The sequence below is a fragment of the Actinotalea soli genome (assembly GCF_017565425.1).
Classification (GTDB): Bacteria; Actinomycetota; Actinomycetes; order Actinomycetales; family Cellulomonadaceae; genus Actinotalea; species Actinotalea soli.
Genome location: NZ_JAGEMK010000003.1, coordinates 267,922 through 288,060, shown reverse-complemented (window position 1 = coordinate 288,060; position 20,139 = coordinate 267,922). Strand labels below are relative to the sequence as shown.

26 protein-coding genes are annotated in these 20,139 nt (G+C 73.9%); 12 read left to right on the top strand and 14 right to left on the bottom strand.

Translation table 11 applies throughout. The annotated features are described in order from the left end of the window. Window positions 1-6 precede the first annotated feature (6 nt). The gene (locus J4G33_RS08355) at window positions 7-1,110 is read right to left on the bottom strand and encodes a CobW family GTP-binding protein (RefSeq protein ID WP_208055474.1); all 1,104 of its coding nucleotides are present in this window, start codon (window positions 1,108-1,110) and stop codon (window positions 7-9) included. Window positions 1,111-1,260: 150 nt separating this feature from the next. On the opposite strand from J4G33_RS08355, the gene rpmB reads away from it, so the two are divergent. From rpmB to J4G33_RS08320, 7 genes are read left to right on the top strand one after another with little or no spacing between them, the layout of a single operon-like run. Beyond that, entirely contained in the window at window positions 1,261-1,497 is a 237-nt protein-coding gene (gene rpmB, locus J4G33_RS08350; RefSeq protein WP_208055473.1) for a 50S ribosomal protein L28, read from the top strand. Continuing rightward, window positions 1,497-1,667, top strand: a complete 171-nt coding sequence (rpmG, locus tag J4G33_RS08345) for a 50S ribosomal protein L33 (protein WP_208055472.1) — start codon at window positions 1,497-1,499, stop codon at window positions 1,665-1,667. The genes rpmB and rpmG overlap by 1 nt, the downstream gene beginning before the upstream one ends. A gap of 1 nt (window position 1,668) precedes the next feature. Next, window positions 1,669-1,974 (top strand): 30S ribosomal protein S14, encoded by a 306-nt coding sequence (gene rpsN, locus J4G33_RS08340; RefSeq protein WP_208055471.1) that lies wholly within the window; start codon window positions 1,669-1,671, stop codon window positions 1,972-1,974. Window positions 1,975-1,986: 12 nt separating this feature from the next. Next, window positions 1,987-2,277 carry a type B 50S ribosomal protein L31 gene (locus J4G33_RS08335; RefSeq protein ID WP_208055470.1) on the top strand — a complete coding sequence of 97 codons (291 nt, stop codon included), beginning with the start codon at window positions 1,987-1,989 and terminating at the stop codon, window positions 2,275-2,277. Next, entirely contained in the window at window positions 2,274-2,396 is a 123-nt protein-coding gene (gene ykgO, locus J4G33_RS08330; protein WP_208055469.1) for a type B 50S ribosomal protein L36, read from the top strand. Before J4G33_RS08335 ends, ykgO begins: the two co-directional genes overlap by 4 nt. Continuing rightward, a complete protein-coding gene (gene rpmF / locus J4G33_RS08325) occupies window positions 2,396-2,566 on the top strand; it encodes a 50S ribosomal protein L32 (RefSeq protein ID WP_208055468.1) in 171 nt (56 codons plus the stop codon). Before ykgO ends, rpmF begins: the two co-directional genes overlap by 1 nt. Window positions 2,567-2,580: 14 nt before the next feature. Next, window positions 2,581-2,862 (top strand): HU family DNA-binding protein, encoded by a 282-nt coding sequence (locus J4G33_RS08320; protein WP_208055467.1) that lies wholly within the window; start codon window positions 2,581-2,583, stop codon window positions 2,860-2,862. Between the two features lie 38 nt (window positions 2,863-2,900). Here the strand turns inward: J4G33_RS08320 and J4G33_RS08315 are convergent, their stop codons facing one another. From J4G33_RS08315 to J4G33_RS08300, 4 genes are read right to left on the bottom strand one after another with little or no spacing between them, the layout of a single operon-like run. Further along, a complete protein-coding gene (locus J4G33_RS08315; RefSeq protein ID WP_208055466.1) occupies window positions 2,901-3,494 on the bottom strand; it encodes a GNAT family N-acetyltransferase in 594 nt (197 codons plus the stop codon). Window positions 3,495-3,503: 9 nt separating this feature from the next. Next, window positions 3,504-4,643 (bottom strand): M20 family metallopeptidase, encoded by a 1,140-nt coding sequence (locus J4G33_RS08310; RefSeq protein ID WP_208055465.1) that lies wholly within the window; start codon window positions 4,641-4,643, stop codon window positions 3,504-3,506. Beyond that, window positions 4,640-5,788 carry an o-succinylbenzoate synthase gene (gene menC / locus J4G33_RS08305; RefSeq protein ID WP_208055464.1) on the bottom strand — a complete coding sequence of 383 codons (1,149 nt, stop codon included), beginning with the start codon at window positions 5,786-5,788 and terminating at the stop codon, window positions 4,640-4,642. Before menC ends, J4G33_RS08310 begins: the two co-directional genes overlap by 4 nt. After that, a complete protein-coding gene (locus J4G33_RS08300) occupies window positions 5,785-6,627 on the bottom strand; it encodes a hypothetical protein (RefSeq protein WP_208055463.1) in 843 nt (280 codons plus the stop codon). Before J4G33_RS08300 ends, menC begins: the two co-directional genes overlap by 4 nt. A gap of 117 nt (window positions 6,628-6,744) precedes the next feature. Here J4G33_RS08300 and J4G33_RS08295 point away from each other — a divergent pair, with 117 nt between their 5' ends. Then, window positions 6,745-7,392, top strand: a complete 648-nt coding sequence (locus J4G33_RS08295; protein WP_208055462.1) for a nitroreductase family protein — start codon at window positions 6,745-6,747, stop codon at window positions 7,390-7,392. Here the strand turns inward: J4G33_RS08295 and cofC are convergent. The 7 genes from cofC to J4G33_RS08260 all read right to left on the bottom strand — a co-directional run bounded on the left by cofC (window position 7,344) and on the right by J4G33_RS08260 (window position 14,265). After that, on the bottom strand, window positions 7,344-8,066 hold the full coding sequence (gene cofC / locus J4G33_RS08290) for a 2-phospho-L-lactate guanylyltransferase (RefSeq protein ID WP_208055461.1): 723 nt from the start codon (window positions 8,064-8,066) through the stop codon (window positions 7,344-7,346). The two genes, J4G33_RS08295 and cofC, sit on opposite strands and share 49 nt — an antisense overlap. Further along, window positions 8,063-9,040, bottom strand: a complete 978-nt coding sequence (cofD, locus tag J4G33_RS08285; RefSeq protein WP_208055637.1) for a 2-phospho-L-lactate transferase — start codon at window positions 9,038-9,040, stop codon at window positions 8,063-8,065. The genes cofC and cofD overlap by 4 nt, the downstream gene beginning before the upstream one ends. 66 nt (window positions 9,041-9,106) lie before the next feature. Further along, window positions 9,107-10,144: an ABC transporter substrate-binding protein gene (locus tag J4G33_RS08280; protein WP_208055460.1), complete on the bottom strand. Its 1,038-nt coding sequence runs from the start codon at window positions 10,142-10,144 to the stop codon at window positions 9,107-9,109. Between the two features lie 119 nt (window positions 10,145-10,263). After that, window positions 10,264-11,109 (bottom strand): ABC transporter ATP-binding protein, encoded by an 846-nt coding sequence (locus J4G33_RS08275; RefSeq protein ID WP_208055459.1) that lies wholly within the window; start codon window positions 11,107-11,109, stop codon window positions 10,264-10,266. Then, window positions 11,106-12,182: a FecCD family ABC transporter permease gene (locus J4G33_RS08270; protein WP_208055458.1), complete on the bottom strand. Its 1,077-nt coding sequence runs from the start codon at window positions 12,180-12,182 to the stop codon at window positions 11,106-11,108. The genes J4G33_RS08275 and J4G33_RS08270 overlap by 4 nt, the downstream gene beginning before the upstream one ends. Beyond that, on the bottom strand, window positions 12,179-13,249 hold the full coding sequence (locus tag J4G33_RS08265) for a FecCD family ABC transporter permease (protein WP_307793808.1): 1,071 nt from the start codon (window positions 13,247-13,249) through the stop codon (window positions 12,179-12,181). Before J4G33_RS08265 ends, J4G33_RS08270 begins: the two co-directional genes overlap by 4 nt. Then, on the bottom strand, window positions 13,246-14,265 hold the full coding sequence (locus J4G33_RS08260) for a siderophore-interacting protein (protein ID WP_208055457.1): 1,020 nt from the start codon (window positions 14,263-14,265) through the stop codon (window positions 13,246-13,248). Before J4G33_RS08260 ends, J4G33_RS08265 begins: the two co-directional genes overlap by 4 nt. A 99-nt stretch (window positions 14,266-14,364) precedes the next feature. Between J4G33_RS08260 and J4G33_RS08255 the strand changes: the two genes are divergently transcribed. After that, window positions 14,365-15,075 carry a maleylpyruvate isomerase family mycothiol-dependent enzyme gene (locus tag J4G33_RS08255; protein WP_208055456.1) on the top strand — a complete coding sequence of 237 codons (711 nt, stop codon included), beginning with the start codon at window positions 14,365-14,367 and terminating at the stop codon, window positions 15,073-15,075. A 30-nt stretch (window positions 15,076-15,105) separates the two neighbouring features. Here J4G33_RS08255 and J4G33_RS08250 read toward each other — a convergent pair whose 3' ends face one another. Continuing rightward, window positions 15,106-15,936: a TetR/AcrR family transcriptional regulator gene (locus J4G33_RS08250; RefSeq protein ID WP_208055455.1), complete on the bottom strand. Its 831-nt coding sequence runs from the start codon at window positions 15,934-15,936 to the stop codon at window positions 15,106-15,108. A gap of 123 nt (window positions 15,937-16,059) precedes the next feature. Here J4G33_RS08250 and J4G33_RS08245 point away from each other — a divergent pair, with 123 nt between their 5' ends. Together J4G33_RS08245 and J4G33_RS08240 are read left to right on the top strand one after the other, a co-directional pair. Continuing rightward, entirely contained in the window at window positions 16,060-17,022 is a 963-nt protein-coding gene (locus J4G33_RS08245; RefSeq protein ID WP_208055454.1) for an ABC transporter ATP-binding protein, read from the top strand. Further along, the gene (locus J4G33_RS08240) at window positions 17,019-17,753 is read left to right on the top strand and encodes an ABC transporter permease (protein ID WP_208055453.1); all 735 of its coding nucleotides are present in this window, start codon (window positions 17,019-17,021) and stop codon (window positions 17,751-17,753) included. The genes J4G33_RS08245 and J4G33_RS08240 overlap by 4 nt, the downstream gene beginning before the upstream one ends. 27 nt (window positions 17,754-17,780) lie before the next feature. Here the strand turns inward: J4G33_RS08240 and J4G33_RS08235 are convergent, their stop codons facing one another. Further along, entirely contained in the window at window positions 17,781-18,362 is a 582-nt protein-coding gene (locus J4G33_RS08235; protein ID WP_208055452.1) for a CueP family metal-binding protein, read from the bottom strand. 299 nt (window positions 18,363-18,661) lie between these two features. Here J4G33_RS08235 and J4G33_RS08230 point away from each other — a divergent pair, with 299 nt between their 5' ends. Further along, complete coding sequence (locus tag J4G33_RS08230; RefSeq protein WP_208055451.1) at window positions 18,662-20,089, top strand: glycoside hydrolase family 1 protein; 1,428 nt, start codon at window positions 18,662-18,664, stop codon at window positions 20,087-20,089. Window positions 20,090-20,139 lie beyond the last annotated feature (50 nt).

Genomic DNA, 20,139 nt, shown 5'->3' with positions numbered 1-20,139 from the left:
TCGGGCTCAGAGCGACTCGCGAGCCCCGAGCCAGGGCTCGAGGGCGTCGTGGCGCGCAGCCCAGGCCTCGGGTCCGCGCCGCATCTCCTCGGGGGTGAGCAGCACCCGTTCGAAGGCCGCTCGCAGGCGAGGTGCCTCGTCCCCCGTCCCGGTCACGACCAGGCGGGTCACCGGGCGGCCGCGTCCCCACGGCCCCAGGGTGCCGATGCTGAGCTGGCCGCCGGCACCGTCCCAGGCGCAGGCCGCCTCGGGGCGGTCCGCCACCCAGAAGACCCCACGCGAGCGCAGCCGTCCCGACCCGAGGGCGGCGACGTGGTCGACGAACCGTTCGGGGTGGACGGGGCGGTCGTCCTCCAGCTCGATGGTCCAGACCCCGCTGGCCGAGGTGCTGCGGCTGGGAGCAGCCTGGACGGGGTCGAGACGTGCCTCGCCGCGTCGGCTGCTGTGCCGGGTGCTCAGCAGGCCACGGACGTCGAGGTCGTGCAGCCCGTCCTGCCGCAGGCCGTCTCGGGCCCGCGTGTGGTCGACGAGGTCTGATCCCTGGGGGTGCAGGTCCACGTCCCCGGTGGTCAGGACGAGGTCGGCGTGGGCGAGCTGGGCGGCCAGGGCCTCGCCGACCGAGCGACGGTCGTCACCGGTCAGGGCGAGGTCACGCTCCTCGAGGAGGTCGTCGCCGAGCAGGTCCTCCACGACGGTCTCGACGTCGACCACGGCGAGCACCGACGCCAGGCGGACCCCCGGGAGCTCACCGCCGCGGCTGGTGGCCCCGCTCAGCGCGCGGGTGACCGGCAGGGACTCGGCCGAGACCGGCAGGGCCAGGGCCAGGGCGTCCCAGCGGCCGTCCGACGCGAGACGACGCAGGGTCGGCACGGCGTCCTCGCGCACCGCGCAGCTCAGGCAGGCGTGCTCGAGGGGGACGCGCTCGTCCTCGACCACCCCGCTCCCGTCGATCACCACCCGGCGGATCACGCCGTCGCCCATCGCGTCCTCGAGGATGTCGTGGCGCAGGACCACGGTCGCGGGGGTGTCGGTGACCAGGCCCATGACGGCGGAGTCACGGAGCACGGGGTCGATGGTCGCCAGGACGGTGAGCGGCAGACGCGGGGCCATGGTTCTCCCTCGGAGGGGTCGGGGGCGGGGCAGGACAGCAGAGAACGGCACTGTACCCGTTTGACGAGAATGATTCTCAGTCTCTAGATTGCGAGTCGTCCCGTCAACCACGACCGCCCGCGGCCCACCCCCGCGGCCCAGGAGGTCTCCATGGCAGCCGTCTGCCAGGTGCTCGGCACCTCGCCCGGCTTCGGCCACTCGATCTCGCACTCCCACGTGCGGACCAAGCGCCGGTTCGACCCCAACATCCAGCGCAAGCGCTACTGGGTGCCATCCCTCGGGCGGCACGTGCGGCTGAACGTCAGCGTGCGAGGCATCCGCACCATCGACCGACGAGGCATCGACGCCGTCGTGGCCGAGATCCTGGCGCGCGGGGAGAAGGTCTGATGGCGGCCAGGCGACAGGACCTCCGCCCCATCATCACGATCCGGTCGACCGCCGGGACCGGGGCCTCCTACGTGACCACCAAGAACCGCCGCACCACCCCCGAGCGCCTCGTGCTGCGCAAGTTCGACTGGGTGGTCCGGCGTCACGTCGACTTCCGCGAGGAGCGCTGAGATGGCCAAGAAGAGCAAGATCGCCCGCAACGAGCACCGCAAGGAGGTCGTGGCCCGCTACGCCGAGAGACGACGCGAGCTCAAGGCCGCCTCGGTCGACCCGCACCGCACAGCCACCGAGCGCGCCGAGGCCATGCGGGCCCTGCACGCCCTGCCCAGGGACGCGAGCCCCACCCGTGTCCGCAACCGGGACGTCGCCGACGGTCGCCCCCGTGGCTACGTCGGAGTGTTCGGGCTCTCCCGGATCCGGATGCGTCAGATGGCCCACCGTGGCGAGCTGCCCGGTGTCACCAAGTCCAGCTGGTAGGAGAGTCACGCCATGAAGAAGGACATCCACCCCGAGTACCGACCCGTCGTCTTCCGCGACGTCACGGCCGACTTCTCGATCCTCACGCGGTCCACCCGCACCTCGACCCAGACGGTCGAGTGGTCCGACGGAGCGACGTACCCGGTGATCGACGTCGACGTCTCGAGCGCGAGCCACCCGTTCTACACCGGTCGGACCCGCGTCCTCGACACCGCGGGTCGCGTCGAGAAGTTCCGTCGCCGGTACGGCACCGACGCGTCCTCGGCCTCCGCGCCCACCGTCGACACCGAGGGTGCGTCGTGAAGGTCCGGGCCTCGCTGGCCTCGCTGAAGAAGAAGGACGGCTCGATCGTCGTCCGACGTCGTGGACGCACCTTCGTGATCAACAAGAAGAACCCCCGGTGGAAGGGCAGGCAGGGCTGATGGCCGTCCCCAAGCGCAAGATGTCGCGCAGCCGCACTCGATCGCGGCGCGCTCAGTGGACGGCGACACCCGTCGAGCTCGTCCCCGTGACCGTCGACGGACGCACCGTGAACGTGCCCCGTCGTCTCGTCCGCGCCGTCCGGCGTGGGCTCGTCCAGATCGACCCATGACCCCAGGAGCACCCGTGAGCCTCACCCGTACCGACGTCGTCGCCCAGATCGCCGAGCGCAGCGGACTCAGCAAGGCGCAGGCCGACGCCGCGCTCGCGAGCCTCCAGGCCGTGCTCGTCGACGCCCTCAAGGCCGGGGAGGCCGTGCGCATCACCGGGCTGCTCGGCGTCGAGCGTGCCGAGCGTGCCGCCCGGACCGGACGCAACCCGCGCACCGGCGAGCCCCTCGAGATCCCGGCCGGGTACGTCGCCCGGGTCACGGCGGGCCAGGCCCTCAAGGACGCCGCCAAGGGCTGATCAGGCCGCGCCGACCGCCCGCCTGCCCGCAGGTCCGTTCACCTGGGCGCACGAGCAGGCGGGCGCGGCTCCTGCAGCTCCCGGCGCATGAGCCAGCGCGGCCGGTGGCCGGAGTGGGCGGTGGTCGGCGAGGCACGGTGGAAGCCGGCGGCCTCGAACAGCTCGACGGTGCCCACGTACCCCGAGATCTGGTCGATCCGGGTGCCCCCGGTCTCGGCCGGGTAGCCCTCGACGACCTCGGCCCCGTGCGAGGCGGCGTGGTCGACGGCGCCGGCGAGGAGGTCGTGCATGAGCCCCCGCCGCCGGAACGGGGGACGGACCACGAAGCACACCACGCTCCACGCGTCACGCTCGTCGAGGTACGGGATGGTGCGCGACCTCGTCAGGCGCCGGTACGTCGACCGAGGGGCCACCGAGCACCAGCCGGCGACCTCCTCGTCCACGTAGGCGAGGACCCCGGGGCCCGGGTCGGCGCTGCACTCCTCGCGCATGTGGTCGGGTCGCTCGAGGGCAGGGACGCGGGAGTCGCGGTAGCTCATGCACCAGCAGCCCTTGGCACCGGGGCTGCGCGTGCCGACGACCGTGCTGAAGTCCTCGAAGCGCCCCACGGCCGAGCGCACGACGATGGCCATGCCCCGACGCTAGCCGGTCAGGTTCTCGATCAGGCCCGCGAGGAGCGCAGTGCGCTCGGCCACGTAGGACAGGTCGACGTGCTCGTGGTCGGCGTGCGCGCCGTCGCCGACCGCGCCGAGCCCGTCGAGGGTCGGGATCCCCAGCCCGGCGGTGATGTTGCCGTCCGAGGCGCCACCGACCGCGACACCCGCGACCGGACGGGCCCCCAGCTCGCGGGCCACCCGCTGGGCCGTCGCGAGCAGCTCCCGCGAGGTCGCCTCCTCCATGGGCGGGCGGTTGATCCCGCCTGTCACGGTGACCCGGGCCCCGGGGGTCCGCGGCCCGAGGGCCCGGATCTCACGGTGGACGCGCTGCTGCTCGACCGCGGTCACCGCGCGCACGTCCACCGCCACGCGGGCGTGCGCGGGGACGGTGTTGGTCGCCGTGCCGATGCTCCCGCTGGTCGGGGTCACGGTGGTGCCCAGGGCGTGGTCGCTGAGGGCCGCGATCCGGGGGATCTGCCGGGCGAGCTCGACCCCGGCGTTGACCCCCTTCTCGGGCTCGAGCCCGGCGTGGGCCGCGAGGCCGGTGACCTCCACCCGGTAGAGCGAGACGCCCTTGCGGGCCGTCTTGAGCGCGCCGCCGGGACCCGCGGCCTCGAGCACCAGGACCGCGGCGCAGCCCTGGGCCTCGGCCTCGATCACCGCGCGGGAGGTGGCTGAACCGGTCTCCTCGTCGCTCGTGACGAGGATGGTCACCCCGTCCAGGGCCTGGGGCCCGAGCGCGACGCCGACGAGCCCGCAGGCCATCAGCGCCTGGACCACCCCCGTCTTCATGTCCAGGCAGCCCGGTCCGCGCAGCACGCCGTCGGTCACCGAGGTGGGGAGCCGCTCGAGGGTGCCCAGCGGCCAGACCGTGTCGTGATGACCGAGCAGCAGCACCCGGCGTGGCCCGGAGCCGAGGCGCCACAGCAGATGGTGGCCGCCCTCCCGGTTCAGGGTCGCCGGGGCGCGGCCGAGGAGCCGTGTGCCCACCTCGGCCACGAGCTCTGCCGACCGGGCCACCGCCGCTGGCTCGTGGGACGGGGACTCGTGGTCGACGAGGCGCAGGACCTCGGCGAGGAGCTCGTCGAACCTGCGCTGGGCCGCGGCGAGGTAGGGGCTGGTCACGCGGTGGGCACGGGGTCGGCCTCGTGACCGGCTGCCGGGGTCCAGGAGCGCCGGACCGTCACGGCCTCGAGCCGCTCGGGGTTCACGTCGACCCCCAGGCCGGGCCCTGTCGGCACGGCGATCCTGCCCTCGTCCAGCACGAACGGGTCCGTGACGTCCTGGGCGTAGAAGCGGTCGGAGGCCGAGATGTCCCCCGGCAGCGTGAACCCCGGCAGCGCGGCGAGGGCCGCGTTGGCTGCTCGTCCGATGCCGGTCTCGAGCATCCCGCCGCACCACACGGGCACCCCGTGGGCGCGCGCGACGTCGTGGATCCGGACCGCCTCGAGGTACCCCCCGACCCGGCCCGCCTTGACGTTGATCACCTGGGTCGCCCCGAGGGTGATCGCGTCCGCGGCGACCTTGGCCGAGACGATCGACTCGTCGAGGCAGATCGGCGTCTGCAGCTGGGTGGCGAGGGTCGCGTGCTGGACCAGGTCGTCCTCGGCGAGGGGCTGCTCGATGAGCAGCAGGCCCAGGTCGTCGAGCTGGCGCAGCAGCCGCGCGTCGGAGAGCGTGTAGGCGGCGTTGGCGTCGACCTGGAGCAGCAGGTCGTCGCCGAAGGTGCGGCGCAGCAGCCGGGTGGGCTCGACGTCCCAGCCCGGGCGGATCTTGATCTTGATCCGCGCGTAACCCTGGTCGAGGTAGTCCTGCACCGTCGCGAGCAGGTCGTCGAGGCTCGGCATGATCCCGACGGAGACCCCGGAGGGCACGTGGGTGCGGTCGGCGCCCAGGTAGCCGGCCAAGGACTCGTCCCGTTCGCGCAGCGAGGCGTCGAGCAGGGCGAGCTCGACCGCGGCCTTCGTCATCCGGTGCCCGACGATGTGCTCGACCCGGGCCGCGACGTGCCGCGGGTTGACCGGCCCGACGCCGAGGAGGGCGGGGTACAGGAAGCGGTGCAGCACGTCCCAGGCCCCCTCGGTGTGCTCCGAGGAGTACAGCGGCATCGGCATGGTCACGCACTCGCCCCAGCCCTCCGCCCCGGCCGTCACGGCCCGGACGAGGATGACCTCACGCTCGTCCTGCCGGCCGAACGACGTCTCGAAGGGGGCCACGAGCGGGATGCGCAGCACGCGGGTCTCGAAGCCACGGGGTGTCACGGACGTCATCGGGGGCCTCCCAGCAGGTAGTGGCCCGAGGCGGCCGCGAAGCCGAGGATCTCGTGGCCGGTCTCGAGCCGTGCCTGCAGTGCGTCCCGCACCGCGGTGCGCCACCACCCTGCCAGGTCCGGGTCGCTCGCCCGCATCGACTCGACGTCGCCAGGCACCGCGATCCGTACCCACGGGGCGTCCTCGGCCACCTCGGTCGGCGTCGGCCGCCCGTCCGTGGAGGAGGCGAGGGCGACCGGGGCGTCGCGCGCCTCGACCGGGGGCGGGGCGGGCGGCCAGGGTCGTGCGACCTCCCACTCGACGTGCAGCCGGTCGGTCGCGTCCCCCCGGTTGATCTCGTCCCCCATGGACCCGTAGAAGTCCGCGAGGTACTCCGTGACCCGTGCACCGAGCCGGGCCAGGTTGAGGTGCGCGTTGCGGGCGACGAGGGGGTCGAAGGTCCAGCTGATCGACCGCAGGCCCCGCTCGAGGGCCCAGGCGCGCTGGTCCAGCTTGAGGGCCGTGCCCACGCCGGCCCCCCGGCGCCCCGCGCGCACCCCGGTCGCGTGGGAGTGCAGGCGCCGGGCGTCCGGCTCGGCGAAGAAGGCGGCGCTCGCGCCGATCAGCTCGCCGTCAGCGGTCGAGTAGACGCCCATGACGTAGCTCCCGGCGTGCTCGAGGGCTCGCATCGCGGGGGCCGCGAGGGCGTCGGGGGTCCCCCAGATGCCGCGGAGCACCTCGACCGCGAGCCCGACCTCGCGCGCGGAGTCGAGCGGTCGGACGGCGATCCCTGCGGCGCGGCACCGCTGGTCCGCCAGCGCACGAGCCTCCTCGGCGACGCGGTGGCTGGGCTCGGGCACGAGGCCATCATGCCGGTGTCCGCACACCAGGACGTCGCGGGACCCGTGCCGGGGCCGTACCCAGGTCGGCTCGGGAGGATCGAGGCACCGGACCTCGGGGCACGGCAGGATCACCCCATGGAGTTCCAGGAGGTCGTCCGTCGTCGGCGCATGGTCCGGTCCTACGCGCCGGAGCCGGTCGACCCGGTGGTGCTCGACCGCGTGGTGGCCAACGCCCTGCGCGCCCCGAGCGCCGGGTTCAGCCAGGGGTGGGGGTTCCTCGTCCTGGACACCCCGGAGGACGTCGCACGCTTCTGGCGGGCGACCACTCCCCGCCCGGCCGACCCGGCCCCGCCGGCGAGGTCGCCCAGCCGGTGGCTGCGCGGCATGAGTGCGGCTCCGGTGGTGGTGGTCCCGTTGTCCGACGAGTCGGCCTACCGGCAGCGCTATGCCGAGCCGGACAAGTCCGGTCGGGCCTGGCCGGTGCCCTACTGGCACGTCGACACCGGCATGGCGGCGCTCCTGATCCTCCAGTCGGCCGTCGACGCGGGGCTGGGGGCCTGCTTCTTCGGGATCCCCGCGGAGCAGGTCGATGCCTTCCGTCGGGAGTTCGCCGTCCCCGGCACGCACGTCCCCGTAGGAGCGGTGACCCTGGGCCACCCGGCCCGTGACGAGCAGGCCGGCGGGTCGCCGCGACGTCGACCGCGCCGACCCGTGGCCGAGGTCGTCCACCGCGGTCAGTGGGGGGCGGGACCCTCGAGAGCGGACCGGGTCCCGGGGACCTGAGCCTCGACCTGGTCGCGGACGGCGAGGGGCAGCGCTGCCCAGTCGGCCGGGGTGTCGAGATCGGCCCCTGTGCCGGGGCGCCGCACCACGGTGGCCTCGAGACCTCGCCGCGCGGCCGCCGCCTCGTGGCGCCGTCGGCTGCCGGCCCCGAAGCCCAGCTCGAGCGCGCGGCCGGCCCCGGCCAGGAGCAGGGCGTTGGTGCCCAGCCCGGCCCGGTCGGTGGCCACGACCACGGGGGAGCTGAGGCCCAGCAGGGCTCGGACGTCCTCGACGGTCAGGCCCGGCAGGTCGGCGTGGACGACGAGGAGCCGCGAGGGCCCGGCGAGCGTGCCCCTCGCGTGGTCGAGGGCGGGGTTGAGCCCGTGCACCGTGGTCGGCTGCCTGACCACCTCGACAGTGGTCGCGGTCCCCTCGAGGTCGCGGGCTGCCGCCTCCGGGTCGGGCGTGACGACCACCACCCGACCGACCCCGGGGGTGGCTCCGAGGGTGTCGACCACGTGGCGCGCCAGATGAGCGACGAGCCGTCCGCGGTGGTCCGGACCGAGGGCGACACCGAGCCGGGACTTGCCCGCCGGCCCGCCCCGGAGGGGCACGAGGGCCGTGACGACCTGGTCGGCCGTGCCGGTGGCCTCGAGGGCCTCGGTGGCCGCGCTCTCGGTGGCTCGGACGGTCATGCGAGGTCGGCGGCGACGAGCAGCTCCTGGGCGAACCGGGGCCGGTCGGCCTCGTCGTGCATGACGGCGTCGGTCACGAGGACCTCGAGGCCGAGGTCCTCGATCGCCGGGGCCAGGGCACGGTCCGCGTGGTCGATGCACAGCACGTCGAGCACGTCGGTGTAGAGCCGGGCCACGCCGAGCGGGGAGACCTCGTGACCCAGGCTCGCGAGCATGGCCGCGGCCGGTCCCTTGATGGCCCGGCCGCCCACCACAGGGCTGACGCCGATCCGCCGAGCCCGGGTCTGGGCCAGGGCCGTGCGGATGCCGGGCACCGCGAGGATCGGCCCGATGCTGACGAAGGGGTTCGAGGGGGCGAGGACGACGAGGTCGGCGTCGCTCAGCGCGGGGATCACGCCCGGGGCGGGGCGCGCGTGCTCGATGCCCTCGAGCACGATGCCGAGCACCTCGTCACGGTGGCCGCGGGCGACGAAGTAGTCCTGGAAGGCGAGCCGTCCGGCGGCGGTGTCGACGAGGGTGGCCACCCGCTCGTCGGTCATCGGCAGCAGGGCCGGCCCGACGCCTAGGGAGCTGCTCAGAGCGCGGGTGATGTCGCTGAGCCGGGCCCCCGCGCGCAGCCGGGCGGTGCGTGCGATGTGGGTCGCGAGGTCCCGGTCGCCGAGGGTGAACCAGGTGTCCTCGCCGAGACGCCCGAGGGCCTCGAGGGTCGCGTAGGTCTCGTCGGCCAGCCCCCAGCCGGCCTGCGTGTTCGCGATCCCCGCGAGGGTGTACATCACGGTGTCGAGGTCGGGGCTGATCGCCAGCCCGTGCAGCTCGACGTCGTCGGCGGTGTTGACCACCACCGTGAGGTCGGGGGTCAGCGGGGCGAAGCCGTGGGCGAGCTTCGCCCCGCCGACACCACCGGCGAGGAGGGTCACCACCGGGCTGGCGGCGGACCGGTCGGGGCCCTCGGGGCCCGTGGTCACGGGGCGCATGGTCACGAAGGGAGACCTTACCGAGGGCCGGGACCGGTCAGGACCGCCGGGCGGCCGTGGCCCTGCTCAGCCCGCGTTCGCTGCGGCCACGGCGAGCTCCTCGACGACCTCGTCCAGGCCCCAGGGCAGCGAGAGGGCGGTGGGCGGGGAGACCGAGGCGATGAACTCCGCACCGACGAGGGGTGCGACGGCGTCCTGCTCGACCTGCGGCATCACCTGCGCGTGCGGGGCGTCGACGAAGCTCGCGAGCTCCTCCTCGGTCGTGGCGTAGACCACGAGCACGTCGCTCTCGAGCTCGTCGAGGCGCTCGTAGCTCAGCGTGAAGTAGAACGGGGACTCGTCGGTGTCGAGGGTGTCCACGGCCTCGGCGTTGACGAAGCCCATGTCGAGCATGAACTCCACGCGCGGGTCCTCGTCGGCGTAGACGTAGAAGGTGCCTGCGGTGTCCCACACGGCGGCGAGGGACAGGCCCTCGAACTCGGGGTGCTCCTCGCGGGCCGTGGCGATCTCGGCGTCGATGCCGTCGAGGACCTCCTGGGCCTCGGCGTCCAGGCCGAGGGCCGTCCCGGCGATGGTCACGACCTCGCGCCAGGGGGTGGACCACGGGTCGCCCGGGTAGGCCACGACGGGGGCGATGTCGCTCAGGGTCGCGTACTGCTCCTCGGTGATCCCGGAGTAGTGCGCCAGGATCACGTCCGGCGCGGCCTCGACGATCTCCTCGAACGGGATGTCCTCACCGGTGTCCGGCAGGACCACGGGGATCTCCTCACCCTCGGCCTCGACCGCCTCGCGGATCCAGGGCAGGACGCCCTCGTCGTCGCCGCCGTAGGCCTGGAACGGGATCGCCACGGGCGTCACGCCCAGCGCGATCGCGGCGTCGGCCGCACCCCAGCCCCACGCGACGACGCGCTCGGGCTGCTCGGGGATGACCGTCTCGCCGAAGGCGTGGTCGATGGTGACGGGGAAGGCCCCGTCGGTCTCGGCGGCGCCGTCGTCCGAGGGGGTCTCCTCGACCTCGTCGGCGGAGCCCGAGCACGCCGCGAGGGCGAGGACTGAGGCGAGGGCGAAGACGCCGACGGTCGTGCGGCGACGGGCAGAGGTCACGTGATGCTCCTGGGGATGAGGTGTTCGGGCACGCCCGGGTGGTGGCGCCGGCGGAGGGCCGCGAGGCGCTGGTGCGCGGTCGAGACCGCGACGGTGCGGCGTGCCAAGGTGAGGCTAGCCTAAGTTCTACTCTGCGCGCCACGGGCGTCGGTCGGCTGACGGGACGACCGGGGGAGGACCACGGGACGGCCGGTGTCCGGGTCCTCGAGCAGGCGGGCGCGCACACCGAAGGCATGCTCGACGACCTCCTCGGTCAGGGTCGTCACAGGCTCCCCGCGCGCGACGATGCGTCCACCGGCCATGACGACGAGGTCGTCGGCGTACCGGGCGGCCAGGGTCAGGTCATGGATCACCAGGACGACCGTCCGGCCACGGGAGACCTCGCCGCGCAGCACCTCGAGCACCTCGACCTGGTGCGCGACGTCGAGGGCGCTGGTGGGCTCGTCGAGGAGCAGGATCTCGGGCTGCTGGGCCAGGGCCATCGCGATCCACACCCGTTGCCGCTGCCCTCCGCTGAGCTCGTCGACGCGACGGTCGACCAGGGATCCGGCATCCGTGGCCTCGAGGGCAGCAGCGACGACCTCGTCGTCGTCGCTGCGGTGGCCGCGGAAGAAGGACTGGTGCGGGTAGCGCCCGTGCGCGACGAGGTCGCCGACGCGGATCCCGTCGGGGGCGACGGGGGTCTGCGGCAGCACGCCGATGGTGCGGGCGACCTCACGGCTCGGCAGCCGGCTGAGGTTCTCGCCGTCGAGGGTGACCGAGCCGGCCTGCGGGTTCAGCAGTCGCGCGAGGCCGCGGACCAGGGTCGACTTCCCGCTCGCGTTGGCCCCCACCAGGACGGTGAGCGCCCCGGGCCGCACGCGGAGGTCGACCTCGTGGACGATGGGCGCGCGGCCGTAGCCCAGGCTCAGCCCGTGGGCCTCGAGCACGGGGCCTGGCGTCGGGGCGGAGGGCTCGGGGCTCATGCGGGGGACTCCTTGCGTCGCTCGCCACGGACGAGCAGCCAGATGAGGAAGGGGGCACCCAGGGCACCGGTGATCAGTCCCACGGGGGGCTGGAGGGTCCCGGGCACGAGGTGCTGACCGACGAGGTCCGCGGCCACCACGACGGTCGCACCCACCAGGGTGGCCGTCGCCAGGGCGGGTCCGCTGCCGCGCAGCCGGCGCGCGATCGGGCCGGAGACGAAGGCCACGAAGGCGATGGGACCGGCGACCGCGACCGCGACCGCGGCGAGGACGCTCGAGAGCAGGATGGCCACGACCCGGGTCGCGACAGGGTGCGCACCGAGGGCTCGCGCGGTGTCGTCGTCGAGGGCCAGGGCGGAGAGCCGCCGTCGTGCGAGGAGCAGCACGAGGGCCACGACGGTCAGCGTGGCGCCGACGCGCAGGACGTCGCCCCAGGGGGCGGACCCGACGCTGCCCACCAGCCAGAAGAAGGCGCTGCGTGCCCCGGTCAGGCTCGCGCGCGTCAGGGCATAGCCCAGGAACCCGTTGGCGAGGAAGGCGACGGCCACCCCGATCACGACGAACCGGGTGCCCGTCACACCGCGGCCGCTGAGCACGAAGACCAGCGTCGCGGCGACGAGCGCGCCGAGCAGGGCGGCGGAGTCGACCGCGGCCCCGGTCGCCCCGGCGGCGATGGCGAGCACCGCGGCCGCGCTGGCCCCGCCCGTCAGGCCGACGATGTCGGGGCTCGCCAGGGGGTTGCGCACGACGGCCTGCAGCAGGGCCCCGGCCAGGCCGAGGGCCGCCCCCACCACCAGGCCCAGCGCGAGGCGGGGCAGCCGCAGACCGAGCACGACGAAGCTCGTCGTCCCCTCGGCCCCCGTGAGGGCCCCGATCACCTCGAGAGGGCCGACCGTGGCCGAGCCCACCGTGAGGGCCGTCAGGCTGAGGCCCAGCAGCACCAGGACCAGGACGAGGGCAACGAGGGTCGCGCGCCTGGCGATGCGACGCCGCAGCGCGACGAGCTCCTCGCGCACCCGGGGGGTCGGGTCCTGGGGGGCGGGGGTCGGCAGGGTCGGCGCGGTGGCGGTCACAGCCCGGCCGCCCGACGGGAGCGGATCAGCGCGATGAGCAGCGGGGCGCCCACGGCGGCGATCACGATGCCGGCCTCGAGCTCGCCGGGCGGCGCGACGACGCGACCGAGGGTGTCGGCCAGCAGCACGAGGGTCGCGCCGAGCACCCCGGCCACGGGCAGGAGGCGCAGGTGCGCCCCGCCGACCACGGCCCGGGCCCCGTGGGCGCCGAGGAGCCCGACGAAGACGAGCGGCCCGGCCAGGGCGGTCGCCGTCGCGCAGAGCAGCACGATGGCGGCCATGGCCGCACCACGGGTCGGCAGGAGCCTGAAGCCCAGGCCGCGCGCCACGTCGTCCCCGAGGGCCAGGGCGTCGAGGGCGCGGGAGAGGCCCAGGGCGGTGAGCACCCCGAGGACGAGCAGCGGGGCGAGGGTCGTGGCCATCTCCACGTCGCGGCCGGTGAGGGAGCCGACGGTCCAGAACCGGTACCGGTCCAGGGCCGCGGGGTCGCCCAGCAGGACCAGGGTGGTCAGCGAGGTGAGCCCGGCGGTGACGGCCGCCCCGGCGACGACGAGGACGGCGGGGGAGGACCCGGCCCGGGCCGAGCTCGCGATCGTCCCGATGAGGACCGCGGCGGCGAGGGAGCCCAGCAGGGCGAAGGCGGCGAGGCCCAGGGGAGCGGTGATCCCGACCAGGCTGATCCCGAGCACGACCGCGAAGGCGGCCCCGGCGTTGACGCCCAGCAGCCCCGGGTCGGCCACCGGGTTGCGCGTGACGCCCTGCATCACGACCCCGGCCATGCCGAGGGCCAGGCCGGCAAGGAGACCGATGACGGTGCGCGGGATGCGCAGCTCGTGGACGACGACGGTCGCGGTGTCCGGGCTCGAGCCCCCCGCGGGGTCGAGGAGCGCCGCGAGCACGGCCCCGGGGCTGATGGTGCGGGCCCCCACGGCAAGGCTCACGGCCACGGCGGCGAGCAGGAGCAGCAGCAGGAGCAGAGCCCCGAGCAGGGCCCGCCGACGCGGGGGCCGTCGGCTCCTGGTCCGGGGTGGGCGGGGCTCGAGGTCGAGGGTGGGTGCGGCGTTCACTGGCCTTCGGGACGTCCGGCGCGCCAGTACCCCATGAAGGCGACGTTGGTCCGTGCCACACCCACCTCGCGGACGAGGTGCCGGCGCAGGGTCTTGACCGTCTGGGCCTCACCCGCGATCCACGCGTAGAAGTCACCGGTGGTCGGGTCGACGGGCGAGTCCCACAGCAGCTGGGTGTCGACGTCGACGTCGTCGAGCTCGTCCGGGGTCGAGCGGACGACGCTCGCGTACTCGGCGGTGTGCCGTGGCAGCCACGTCGCGACGGCCTGGTGGAGCAGCAGCCCGTGCGGGGCCGTGGCCTCGAAGCCCTCGGCCGTCTCGCAGCCGGCGTCCCTCGCGAGCCAGGAGACCTGCGACCGACCGCGCGGGTAGACGTTGAGGATGTCCGAGCCGGTGGGCACCTCGATGAAGGCCTGCGCGGTCACGCCCTCGGGGAGGGACTCCACGATCGAGCAGATCGCGGGGGCCGCGGTCTCGTCCCCGGCGAGGAGCAGGTGCCGGGCCTGGCCAGGGCGCCAGTCGAGCCCCACCGTCGGGTCGGCGGCCCGCGAGTCCGGTCCGACGACGACGACCTCGTCCCCGACCTGGGCGCGGCGGAGCCAGGCCGAGGCCGGGCCCTCCGGGTGTCCTGCCGAGGGCTCGTGGAGGACCATGTCGACGTCGAGCTCGCCGCGGGAGGGGCGGATCGAGCGGACGGTGTAGGTGCGGAACGGGTTGCGCTGCTCCTCGGGGAGGGCGCGCCACTGCGTGTACCAGGTGCCTTCGAGGATCGCCTGCTCGTCCAGGGCTCCCACGTCGCACAGCGAGCCGTCGGGGAAGGGCAGCACGAGCTTGACGCGCTGGTCGAGGCCCGCGGTGCCGAACACGGCGAAGTCCTCGCTCGCGAAGGTCACCCGGAGGAAGTGCGGGCTCAGCCTCAGCACCCGCCGCACGGTGGCCGCGTAGGGCCGGTAGCTCGGGTACTCGGGGGTGGCGGCCGCAGCCTCGGTGCGCGCGGCCTCTGTCCGGGTAAGCATTGCCTTACCTTAGCCGGGTCCTCGCGCCGTGAACACTGTGGATCGATTCCAGAGAACAGGGGCTGGTCCGGGGCGGGCAGGCGGTCCACGATGGGCCCCATGACCGCGCTCCCCAGGGCACAGCTCGACCACCTCGCGCTGCTCGCCCGGCTGCAGAGCGCGTTCCTCGGGTCGATCGAGGAGGTCGACCCCGAGGCGCGCGTGCCGTGGTGCGGCCGGTGGCGGGTCCGGCACGTCGTGGTGCATCTCGCCCGGGTGCATCACTGGGCGGCGGCCCAGGCGGCGCGGACCCGTGAGGTCCCGCTGGGCAGGGGGCCCTTCGAGCTGGCTCCGTTCTACGCGCTGCACGCCCGGGAGCTGCACGAGACCCTGACCAGGCTCGGGCCTGAGGCCGTGGGGTCGACGCTGGACGGTCCGGGGCCCGCGAGCTTCTGGTTCCGGCGCCAGGCCCTCGAGACACTGGTGCACCTGTGGGACGTGCGGACCGCGGGAGGTCTCGCGACCGATGCCCCGACCGCCGTGTGGGCCGACGCCGTGGACGAGGTGGTCACGGTCCTGCAGCCCCGGCAGGTGCGCCTCGGGCGCATGCTGCCGCTGCGGGTCGCGGTGCGGCTCGAGGCCGACGGCGCCGCAGGTCGGTGGGTGCTCGGTGATCCCGGGCCCGCCGGTCCGGAGGTGCGGGTACGTGGTCCGGCCGAGGCCCTCGCCCTGCTCCTGTGGAAGCGGCTCCCCGTCGACGACCCGCGGGTGGTCGTCGAGGGTGATGCCGGTGTGCTGGCCGAGGTGGTGGGCTCCCGGATCACGCCCTGAGAGGGCGCGGGCGCACGAGCGGGGTGGTCGTCAGCTCTCGAGGATCCGCGCGATCGCCCGGGCGCCGGCCTCGGGGGAGGTGTGCGGCGAGTCGGTCAGCAGTCCCAGCAGCGCGGCCATGTTGGCGACCGAGACGACGGCGAGGGCGGTGTCACGGTCCTCCACGGTCGGCTCGTCGGCGGTGACCCCGCGTCGAGCGGCTCGCAGCGCGGCGACCTGCTCGGCGAAGTGCTGCAGGCCCTGCTCCTGCACGGCGCCGAGCTCGGCCCGGGCCTCGGGGTGGCGGATGCCGTAGCCGACGAACTCGAGCATGAGCAGCAGGTGGGGGTTCTGCTGGGCGTCCCGCAGCCACCCTGCGACCGCGTCCTGGTCGATCCCCTCGGCCGTGACGCCGGGGATCTCGTGGTCCTCGTCCTTCGCCTCGTGCCCGACCAGGAGCGACTCGCGGGCGAGGGCCAGGAACACCTCGCTCTTGGACCCAAAGTGTGCGTACAGGGCGCCCTTGGTGAACCCGGCCTCGGCGGCGATGTCTCCGACGGAGGCCCCCTCGTACCCGTGGGCGGCGAAGACCCTCGCGGCGGCGGCGAGCAGCTCGGCGCGGGTGCGGTCGACCTTGTCCTGACGTCGCCCCTGCGTCCGACGGCCGCCGGCGCTGCGCTCGACCTTCTCGGAGGCGTCGGCCAGGCCGCGCGAGGCCTCGCGCAGGCTGGCGGCGACGGTCTCGCTGACCTCGGGGACGGCGCTCGAGACCTGCTTGCCGATCAGGCGGGTGAGAGCTGCGGTCGCCTCCGCCAGGGCGCGGGTCGCGGCCCCGATCGAGTCCTCGTGGGGGGTGTCCTCGTCCTCGCGCTCGCGTGCCATGCCCCCACCCTAACCCGGTGCTGTACCGGTTGGTATCTCACCTCTGAACGGCCTGGTATCTGCCGGACGGTCTCTGCTACCTTCGTGAACATACCGAACGGTATGACAGTGGAGGAGGGGACGATGGGTCAGGACGAGGTGCTCACGGTCCGGGGGTTGCGCAAGCGCTACCGCGGCCGCCGGGGCGTGCAGGCGAACGACGGGATCGACCTCGACGTGCGGGCCGGTCAGGTGGTCGGCCTCCTGGGGCACAACGGGGCCGGCAAGACGACCCTCGTCAACCAGGTCGTCGGGCTGGTCCTGCCTGACGAGGGCACGATCGTCCTGGACGGGATCGACGCCGTGGCCCGTCCGGGGCAGGCCCGGGCCAGGGCCTCGATCCAGGCCCAGGCCAACGTGCCGATCACCGGGCTCACCCCGCGCCTGGCCATCGAGCTGGTCGGACGTCTCCGCGGCGGTGAGCGCTCGGCCGTGCGGACCAGGGCGGGCGAGCTCATCGAGGCCCTCGACCTCGGTCCCTGGGCGGACACGCGGGCGGAGAAGGTCTCGGGCGGGATCGCGCGCCTGACGGCCTTCGCGATGACGGTGGTCCAGCCCGGCCGCCTCGTCGTCCTCGACGAGCCCACCAACGACGTCGACCCCGTCCGCCGTCGTCTGCTGTGGCAGCAGATCCGACGACTGGCCGACGAGGGCGCCGGGGTGCTGCTGGTCACCCACAACGTGCGGGAGGCCGAGCGCGTGGTCGACCGTCTCGCCGTCCTCGACCACGGCGTGGTCCTGGCCGCGGGCACCCCCGCGGGGCTGACGGCCTCCCGGCAGGGGACCCTCACGGTCGAGCTCGACCTGCTGCCTGGGGCGACGGTGACCTGGCCCGACGGCGTCGTCGCCCGGGGCAGCAGCAGGTTGCGCGAGTCGGGGAGCGTCCCGGCGGAGGACGCCGCCGAGGTCGTGCGCTGGGCCCAGCGGCAGGTCCACCAGGGCGCGATCGAGCGCTACTCGTTGGTCCCGGCCTCGCTCGAGGACGTGTACGTCGAGCTCGTCGAGGACGAGCGACGCGACGCACCGGCCGAGGAGGTGGCCGCATGACCGCCGTCCGGCAGACCCTGCTCCTGGCCCAGTGGCAGTTCCGGCGCCAGTCCACCTTCCTGCCCCTGCTCGTCGTCGTGCAGGTGTTCATCGCCGTCGCCACGGTGGTGGGCTACGGCCTCCTGGTCGGTGACCCGCCGCCCGAGGTGGCGCTCTACCTCGCGACCGGCGCCCCGACGATCACGCTCATCACCGTGGGTCTGGTCATGACCCCCCAGCTCCTGGCCCAGTCCAAGACCGAGGGCAGCCTGGACTGGATGCGCACCCTGCCCGTCCCGCGCGGCCTGTTCCTCGCCTCGGACCTCCTGGTGTGGACCGTGCTGGCGCTGCCGGGGATGGTGCTCGGTGTGCTGGTCGGGGCCGCCCGCTTCGACATCGAGCTCTCGATCGCGCCGTGGCTGGTGCCGGCGACCCTGCTGGTGTCGATGACCGCGGCCGCGGTCGGGTACGCCCTGGCCTCGGTGCTGCCCCCGCCGCTGGCCAGCCTCGTCACGCAGATGCTCGTGTTCGTCGTCCTGCTCTTCTCCCCGGTCAGCTACCCGGCCGAGCGGATGCCCACCTGGCTGCAGCAGGTGCACGAGTGGGCACCGATCGAGCCGATGGCCCAGCTGGTCCGGGCCGGGCTCGCCCAGGACGCCTTCACGATCTCGGGGCGGTCCCTGCTGGTGCTCGTGGTGTGGTGCCTGGTCGCGACAGGGGCCGCCGCCATGGCGCTGCGGCGACGCGCCTGAGCCCCGGGGCGCGGTGGGCCGGGAGCCTCAGGTCATCTGGAGCGTGGTGAGGCAGGTCAGCCCGTCGTCGGCGGTGGTGAAGGGGACCTCGCCGCGCTGCCCGTCGACGGTCATCTCGATCGTCCCCTCGACGTCGCGCGGCAGCCAGTACCCGACGAACCCGTTCGCGTAGGTGGTGGTGGTCTCCTCGACCAGCACCGCGCCGGAGTCGTCGAGGATGGTCACCTCGACCTCCCGCTCGGCCAGCTCGCCCTGGCACGTGGTCAGGCTGTGGAAGGCGCAGTCGTGGGTCTGGTCGACGTAGGGGGCCACCGCCACGTACAGCTCCTCGGCGGGCATCTCGAGGCTGAGCTCCTCCTCGCCCTCGGTGAGGAGGAGCTCGTCGGCACGGACCGAGGCCATCAGCGTGCTCGGGCGGTCCTCGCCGCCGAGGCGGTCCAGGTGGTCGATCACCTCGCGGGTGTCCATGCCCTCCAGGCCGTGCCGTTCGAGGAGGGCCTGGCCCGCGGCGTCCGTCTCCGGGGCCGGCGTGGTCTCGGGGGCGGCCGAGGAGCAGCCGGCCAGGACGAGGGCCAGGGCTGCGGCGGCGAGGACGGGGCGGCGCATCATCAGGCCATCCTCACCCGACGGGGCGCCCGGGTGCGTGGGCCGATCGTCCCGCGGGCGCCCCCACGCCCTCGACGCGCCACCGAGAGGGTGGGGTCTGGTCGCGCTGCTATCGTGCGATCAGGGACGTCGTCCGGGCGTCCTGGTTCCGAGCACCGGGATCGTGACCGCGTCGCCGCGGGCGAGACCCAGGCTCCCAGACCCAGCGGGCTGCGACCTCGTCGCGTGCCTCGCGGCGGTCGGGCGGCCTGGGTCTTTTTGCTTGTCTGGCGCGGCACGGCCGTCCAGAGGAGAGAGCAGCCATGAGCAGCACCGTCGCCCCGTTCCCCGAGGGCTTCCTGTGGGGCGGGGCCACCGCCGCCAACCAGATCGAGGGCGCCTACGCCGAGGGCGGCAAGGGGCTGTCGATCCAGGACGTGATGCCCCAGGGCATCATGACCCCCCGTGCCGAGGGGCCCACCGCCGACAACCTCAAGCAGGTGGCGATCGACTTCTACCACCGCTACGCGCAGGACATCGCGCTGTTCGCCGAGATGGGGTTCCGCACCTTCCGGTTCTCGATCGCGTGGAGCCGCATCTTCCCCCGGGGTGACGAGGCCGAGCCCAACGAGGAGGGCCTCGCCTTCTACGACCGTGTGCTCGACGAGTGCGAGAAGCACGGCATCGAGCCCCTCGTGACGATCTCCCACTACGAGACCCCGCTGCACCTGGCCGAGCAGTACGACGGCTGGGTCAACCGGGACCTCATCGGCTTCTACGAGCGCTACGCCCGGGTGCTGTTCTCCCGCTACGGGCACCGCGTGACGTACTGGCTCACCTTCAACGAGATCAACTCGGTGCTGCACGCCCCGTTCATGTCCGGCGGGATCAGCACCCCGAAGGACCAGCTCTCCGCCTCGGACCTCTACCAGGCGGTGCACCACGAGCTGGTGGCCAGCGCCCTGGCGACCAAGGTCGCCCGCGAGGTGGCCCCGCAGGCTCAGGTCGGCTGCATGATCCTCGCGATGCCCGCCTACCCCCTGAGCCCGGACCCCGACGACGTCATGGCTGCGCTCACCACGGACCGCACGAACCTGGCCTTCGGCGACATCCACGTGCGCGGCGAGTACCCCGGGTACTACCTGCGCCGCCTGCGCGAGGCCGGGGTCGAGCTGCAGATCACCGACGAGGACCGTGCGCTCCTCAAGGAGCACACGGTGGACTTCGTCTCCTTCAGCTACTACGTCAGCATCTGCGAGACCGCGGACCCCGCCAAGCGCGTGGTCGGCCAGGGCAACATCTTCGGCGGTGTGCCCAACCCGCACCTGCAGGCCTCGGAGTGGGGGTGGCAGATCGACCCCGTGGGCCTGCGCGTGGTGCTCAACCAGTTCTGGGACCGGTGGCAGAAGCCGCTGTTCATCGTCGAGAACGGCCTGGGCGCCAAGGACGAGCTGGTCGAGGTCGACGGCGTCAGGACCGTGGTCGACGACTACCGGATCGCCTACCTCAACGACCACCTGGTCCAGGTGGGGGAGGCCATCGCCGACGGCGTCGACGTCATGGGCTACACGACGTGGGGCTGCATCGACCTGGTCAGCGCGAGCACCGCGCAGCTGAGCAAGCGGTACGGCTTCATCTACGTCGACCGCGACGACGAGGGTGCGGGCACCCTCGAGCGGTACAAGAAGAAGTCCTTCGACTGGTACGCCGAGGTCATCGCGACCGACGGTGCGAGCCTGCGGCGCGCCTGAGTGCTGCGGCGGGGGGGGGGGGCCCCCCCCCCCCCCCCCCCCCCCCCCCG